A 6,149-nucleotide genomic window follows, 5' to 3' on the forward strand; every position below is an offset into this window, starting at 1 on the left:
TCGGGGTACTTGCTCGAACGTCCCATAACGCGAATCCTCCCAAGGTCGGGAGTCTCCGGACATGCCGGGACGGCTCACTACGAGGGCCGACAGACCACGCCGGCGTTTTCCCTGACCGCGCTGCGCTGCTAAATGGTCCGTGCTTTGCTGGTCGATTGCGCCGACACGGGGCGGATAAGCCGACTTCTGGGGTTACCGCGACTAAAGGAACTTGGCGTCGACGACCGCAGCGCCGCGCGGAAGGGCGTGGGCACCCAAATGGTCGAGGGCGAGACCTCGCAATCCGCGTCGTCGGTCTCGACCCACAAGATCCCCGCAGGAACTATGACGTACGGCACACCCACCTAAACGGAAGCGCTGTAACGCTTTCCGAAGTGCATAGCACTCAGTGGTGTAGTCAACCCAACTAGCAAGGGAGTCATCATGATCGCTACCATCCGCGAGCAGATTCAAGCCGGCGTGCGCCCAGAGTCGCCAGTAGCACGTGGCGGCGCGGGCCTGGCACGGTACGGGCTGGCCGTCGTCATCGCCTGGATCGGCATGCTGAAGTTCACAGAGTACGAAGCCAACGGCATCGCGCCATTCGTGTCGAACAGCCCTTTCATGTCTTGGCTGTACGACATTTTCTCGATCACCACCTTTTCGTCGCTACTCGGTGTAGTCGAGATCGCAATCGCGGTCTTGCTCGCCGTCAAACCGTGGTTCCCTCGACTCTCAGCGATCGGTAGCCTCATGGCCATCGGCATGTTCGCCACAACACTGACATTCGTGCTCAGTACGCCTGGTGCATTCGAAGCATCAGCAGGAGGTTTCCCGGTGTTGTCGTCGACTGGTCAGTTCCTGATCAAGGACGTCGCACTGCTCGGAATCTCTGCCTGGACGCTGGTCGATGCACTCACACGCCGCTGAGGCCGAAGCCGCCCTCGTCACCTCGCTTCGTGCGGGTGACGAGGGCGGCTTCGTGCAAGTTGTCGACTTGCAAGCCCCACGACGCCACGCCTCGCACGCGACTACGTCAGGACACCAGATCGCCGAAGGCCCCCTACAGGAAGGCCTCTTACACAAAGGAATCGGCTCTTCCCAGGATCAGTCACCTCGGTTCACAGAGCTGTCTGCGAACTTTCATAGGAGGAAAGGTCGCAGTCCCTCGACGACGAGAAACTGGACGAGGAGTCGGAGCAACGAAGCCATCCTCGGGAATTTTTCCTCAAGCACCGGGGAGCATGGTCGCCGGCGAGCCGGTCGCTCATGCACTACATGAAAGGATGCAGACAGATGAGATGCAACGAACTCGCCGAACTACTCACCGAATACCTGGACGACTCGCTCGGTTCGAGCGACCACGTGAGGCTCGAAACGCACCTGTCCGAGTGCGCCGGATGCGCAAACTATCGCACTCAATACATATCGACGATCGCAATCTTGAATCAGATCCCCGTGGCCGGCTTCAAGCGCACGCTGCGCGATACGTTATCGGCGCACTTTCACCAACGGCGCCGCTGAGCTTCGCAGGGCAACCGAGTTCAGCTCAGCAACAATGGATACACCAACTTTGCTGCCGTCAGCGCCCATCGGTCTTTAGGTGGCTTGCGCCAACTCAGCCACCGCTTGATCGGTGGTCCAGATAGCTGAGGCGAGGAATCGGAAATTAATCAGGGCAGCCAAGTATCCGTCGCCTTCGGGCAACCGTGCACCCGCAGTCGCGTCACGGATGACGACAACCTCGAAACCCTGTTCGATCAGCTCGCGCAAATGGCTTTCGGTGCACAGATTCGCGGCCATTCCAGCCAGAAGAACCTGGGTCACACCGCGTTTGCGAAGCTGAAGTACGAGATCGTTGGACTGCGGACCCACGATTTTATGGGGAGAAGCGACCACCGTCTTTCCGTCCAGGATGCGGTTCTTGTACCGCTCGAGATAGTCCGCGCCCGAACCGTCGAACCCTTCCAGCTGCAGCGGATGCGTCCGCGCGAACATGCCGACACTGTGCATGAAGCGCTCAAGCGGTCCGCCGAATTGCCAGTCCTGATCGGATGGATAGTAATAGTGCGGAGAGATCGCAACCGTGATCCCCGCGCTCTTGGCAGCTGACAGTAGTTGGTCGATGTGCTCGACAGTGCCGTTGTCTTCGACGCTGGCGCCGAACACCGACCATGTTGCACCATCGGGGCTGAGAAAGTCGTTCTGCGGGTCAGTCACGACGAGCGCAGCGTGCGTCACGTCAAGCTGGAAGCCAGATGGCGGAAGTCCGGGCTCTGCGGGCTCGTCGTACACGGATGAAGTCGACATTGGATGGGAGTCCCTTTCCTATCGGGCGCTAGTGCGCGACACACGGCAGCGCCCGGAAAGTATAAATAGACGACCGGTCGGATATCAACAAGTCCGGCCTTTCGGACCTCGATGATGGAGGCGGGACTTCAGGACGTGCCGACCAAACCCACCAACTGCGGCAAGGTTATTCGTGAGAAACGGTCGTATGGAGCGCGGGTGCGATCGATCCTGGCGCGAAGCACTGCCCCTTCCCACGCTTCGATAATCAAACCTGCGACTTCGCGACGCCGTTGAGGCGTTCCCTCTGTGAAAACAGCGGCCAGTTCGTGCTCCCAAGCACAAACAATGCCGCGTAGCTTTTCGTGGACCGACGCACTGGTGGCTGAGACTTCGAGCGCGAGATTGCCAATTAGGCAGCCGCGCATAAAGGTATGGCGCTCGTGCTCGTCGGCAATCACCGCGAAGTAGCGTTGCAGGCGGCGAACCGGTCTCCCGCGACCTAGCAGCAAGGATCCGGACCGGTCCTGAAGTTCGAGCCAGTACTGTTCTAGCACTGCGACAACAAAGGCTTCTTTGCTCTCGTAGTACGTGTAGAACGCCGCCTTCGGTACGTGGGCACGATCGGCAATTTCCTTGACACCTGTCGCGTTGACGCCACGGGCATAGAAGAGCTCGAGTCCACTAGCGAGTAACCGTCTGCGGATATCCGGGTTCCCCGGGCGAGGCACAGGAGCAGAGTAACTGACCGAACAAGGACGACCTTGGCCGTGCACGGCACCAACTCGACCACGCGCGTCCAGACGCACATATCCGGTCAAGTGAGCATTTTTGGTGCGCCATTGCGTAGCGCGAACTCACCGGGCGCTGAACGCGCCCGTGGACATTTAGAGACAGTCGGTCTAATCTCATCACCATGAGCGCTCCCATTGTCCGGCCTCGTCGTGGACGGCCGCCAAAAGTCAGCCGTGACCACGAAGACACGCGGGGAGCATTGCTTCGCTGCGGGATGGAAATCCTGACTGCGCAGGGCCTCACTGCGACAGGTATTGAATCGGTGCTCAAGCGCGTCGATGTACCGAAGGGCTCGTTTTATCACTACTTCGACAGCAAAGACGCATTCGGTCTGGAGGTGCTGCAGAGCTACGCGGAGTATTTCGCGCGCAAACTTGATCGCTGGCTGTTGGACGACAGTCTGCCACCACTGCAACGTCTGACCCTTTTCGTCGAGGACGCGAAAGCCGGAATGGCCAGACACAGGTTTGATCGTGGATGCCTTGTTGGCAATCTTGGGCAAGAAGTTCGGACACTTCCCGAGAGCTATCGCACGAAACTCGAAGAAACACTTGAGGACTGGGAGCAGCGCTTACAGGATTGCCTGCGACTGGCCGTTGACGTAGGAGATCTTCCGGCCGACACCGACTGCGCCGCGCTATCACGGTTCTTCTGGATCGGTTGGGAGGGAGCGGTATTGCGCACCAAACTCGCTCGGACAGTCGAACCGCTCGACGTGTTTTTCAGTGGATTCCTCGCATGTGCCCGCGCGTAGGAGAAGGGAATACGATGTTCAGCGCGATTGTGGTTGAGAAGACCAACACGGACTACCGTGCGGAAATGCGGCGGCTCGGCAGCGACGACCTACCTGAGGGGCAAGTGACCGTCCGGGTCGCATACAGCAGCCTCAATTACAAAGACGCCCTGGCCATCACCGGTAGGGGCCCCGTCGTCCGTCGCTTCCCGATGGTCCCGGGAATCGACTTAGCCGGCGTCGTTGAGGCCAGCAATGACGCGCGCTACAAACCCGGTGATCACGTTCTGGTGAACGGTTGGGGACTGGGCGAGACCCACTGGGGAGGGCTTGCACAGATCGCTCGGCTCCAGGCGGACTGGCTAGTGCCACTCCCCCCCTCGTTCACCGAGGCGCAGGCCACTGCCATCGGCACTGCGGGCTATACAGCGATGCTTTGCCTGATGGCACTCGAACAACACGGGGTCACCCCTAGCGACGGTGAAGTACTCGTCACCGGTGCCAGTGGCGGCGTCGGAAGCATCGCGGTCACGCTGCTCGCGAGCAACGGCTACACGGTCGTCGCGGCAACCGGCCGCCTCGCTGAGGCAGACTATCTGCGGAGGTTGGGTGCGGCTACGGTGATCGACCGAGCCGAACTCGCCGAACCGGGCCGCCCCTTGGGCAGCGAGCGCTGGGCCGGCGCTATCGACTCCGTGGGCAGCCACACACTGGCCAATGTGTGTGCCACTACCAGTGCCGAGGGAGCCGTCGCCGCGTGTGGCATGGCTCAAGGCATGGAATTCCCAAGCACTGTTGCGCCATTCATCCTGCGCGGAGTGAGCCTGTTGGGTATCAACAGTGTCACGCAGTCCCACGCCAAACGCGTCACAGCGTGGGGCCGGCTGAGCAGCGACCTCGACACCGGACACCTAGGCGAGATCAGCCACGAGATCGGCCTCACTGACGCTATCTCCACTTCAACAGATCTTCTTGAGGGCCGAGTGAGGGGCCGCATCATCGTTGACGTGAATCGCTAACTCCCCTTTGCTGGAGCAGTGCGGGATAGTCGCTAGCTGACGGGTTATCTGCACGATAGGCACGTGCTCTCCCGCAGCATGCGATCAGCACAACCGAGGGGCCGCCAGCTCGCCAGTAACTGTCGTGCCGGACTCGGCCGAGTAGGAAATACCTTGATCGCCGCTTATAACGCCCACCACACACGACGACAGAAGGAGCAGCATTCATGACACGAGTTCTTGTACTTGGTGCCGGAGGCAGAATCGCGCAAATCGTAGTACGCGAACTGCTCCACGACGAGAGCGTGAATCTCACCCTCTACCTACGGAACGACCAACGCTTGCACGACTTGCCCGACCTCCGCGCAACGGCAGTAGAAGGTGATGTCCTTAACGGAAGTCTCCTGAAACAAGCGGTCGCGGGACAAGACATCGTCTATGCCAACCTTGGCGGTAAAGATATCGTGGACCAAGCGCGTGGGGTCGTCACTGCACTTGAGGGCGCTCGCGTGCGAAGGCTCATTTGGATCTCGACGCTAGGGATCTACGACGAAGTCCCCGGCGAGTTTGGCCGTTGGAACCATCGGATGCTCGACGGCGGCTATCTCGAAACCTACGCCGCAGCGGCGAAAGTGATCGAGTCTTCGCGCCTTGACTACACAATCATCAGACCCGCATGGCTTACAGACAAAGACGAAGTGGACTACGAGATCACCCAAAAAGGAGAACCTTTCAAAGGCACCGAGGTATCCCGAAAAAGCATCGCGGCACTCGTCGTACGATTGATTACCGATCCCTCACAAGAACTCCACGGCTCACTGGGAGTAAACAAGCCAGGCACCGACGCCGACAAGCCTGCATGGCAGTAATTCCGGACGCGATCGGGAAGAGCCGTTGGATAGTGGATAGTCCAGGCGCAATGCGAACTCTGGGCATGAGGTCGCAGCCTGCGTCGGGCGGCGTAAGTTCACCCTCGCGGGAGCACTAGACCGCCTAGGTCGAGTACGAGCAGGCCAAGCGGATCGTCATTGGCTGCATGCTCCACAGGCGATGACAACATCTGAAGAGACTTCACTCAGAGGGAGGCGGCACAACCCCATAGATCGTGTACGGGCTTCAGTACGTACGTTGACGCTCACCCAGCTTTGCTCACGCTCACCAGCGCCACACCGGGAGAATGCAGGCAAGAAGCAGGTAGATCAACGACTTGTAACCAACCTGGTGCTGGTCTGCCCGTATCACCACCGGCTGCACCATCGCGGCGAGATCACCATCGCCGGAGCCCCAGACGATCTCATCGTCACCGACAGCGACGGCCAACGGCTTCACAACGGATCACTGGCCCGCCCACCGAC

Annotated in this window: 7 protein-coding genes and 1 pseudogene; 6 read left to right on the top strand and 2 right to left on the bottom strand. The window is 59.9% G+C overall.

The window, feature by feature from the left end; genetic code table 11:
- Positions 1–426: 426 nt before the first annotated feature.
- On the top strand, positions 427–909 hold the full coding sequence (locus AWC14_RS06065) for a YkgB family protein (protein ID WP_031354506.1): 483 nt from the start codon (positions 427–429) through the stop codon (positions 907–909).
- Positions 910–1,275: 366 nt separating this feature from the next.
- On the top strand, positions 1,276–1,503 hold the full coding sequence (locus AWC14_RS06070; protein WP_023870529.1) for an anti-sigma factor family protein: 228 nt from the start codon (positions 1,276–1,278) through the stop codon (positions 1,501–1,503).
- Positions 1,504–1,578: 75 nt separating this feature from the next.
- On the opposite strand, the gene AWC14_RS06075 is transcribed toward AWC14_RS06070, so the two are convergent.
- A complete protein-coding gene (locus tag AWC14_RS06075; RefSeq protein WP_225345803.1) occupies positions 1,579–2,274 on the bottom strand; it encodes a cysteine hydrolase family protein in 696 nt (231 codons plus the stop codon).
- A 143-nt stretch (positions 2,275–2,417) separates the two neighbouring features.
- On the bottom strand, positions 2,418–2,999 hold the full coding sequence (locus tag AWC14_RS06080) for a TetR/AcrR family transcriptional regulator (RefSeq protein ID WP_036391083.1): 582 nt from the start codon (positions 2,997–2,999) through the stop codon (positions 2,418–2,420).
- 185 nt (positions 3,000–3,184) lie between these two features.
- Between AWC14_RS06080 and acuR the strand changes: the two genes are divergently transcribed.
- The 4 genes and pseudogenes from acuR to AWC14_RS29125 all read left to right on the top strand — a co-directional run.
- Positions 3,185–3,817: an acrylate utilization transcriptional regulator AcuR gene (acuR, locus tag AWC14_RS06085; protein WP_086370962.1), complete on the top strand. Its 633-nt coding sequence runs from the start codon at positions 3,185–3,187 to the stop codon at positions 3,815–3,817.
- A 14-nt stretch (positions 3,818–3,831) separates the two neighbouring features.
- Entirely contained in the window at positions 3,832–4,815 is a 984-nt protein-coding gene (gene acuI, locus AWC14_RS06090; protein WP_031354507.1) for an acrylyl-CoA reductase (NADPH), read from the top strand.
- A 206-nt stretch (positions 4,816–5,021) separates the two neighbouring features.
- Complete coding sequence (locus AWC14_RS06095; protein ID WP_036391071.1) at positions 5,022–5,663, top strand: SDR family oxidoreductase; 642 nt, start codon at positions 5,022–5,024, stop codon at positions 5,661–5,663.
- 298 nt (positions 5,664–5,961) lie between these two features.
- Positions 5,962–6,149: pseudogene (locus AWC14_RS29125) on the top strand (hypothetical protein); the annotation flags it as partial.

The organism is Mycobacterium kyorinense, from assembly GCF_002101735.1.
Lineage (GTDB): Bacteria > Actinomycetota > Actinomycetes > Mycobacteriales > Mycobacteriaceae > Mycobacterium > Mycobacterium kyorinense.

Bases quoted from the DNA above. Each gene is read 5' to 3' on its own strand.
- AWC14_RS06070 (WP_023870529.1), top strand. From the start codon at position 1,276: ATGAGATGCAACGAACTCGCCGAACTACTCACCGAATACCTGGACGAC.
- acuR (WP_086370962.1), top strand. From the start codon at position 3,185: ATGAGCGCTCCCATTGTCCGGCCTCGTCGTGGACGGCCGCCAAAAGTC.
- acuI (WP_031354507.1), top strand. From the start codon at position 3,832: ATGTTCAGCGCGATTGTGGTTGAGAAGACCAACACGGACTACCGTGCG.
- AWC14_RS06095 (WP_036391071.1), top strand. From the start codon at position 5,022: ATGACACGAGTTCTTGTACTTGGTGCCGGAGGCAGAATCGCGCAAATC.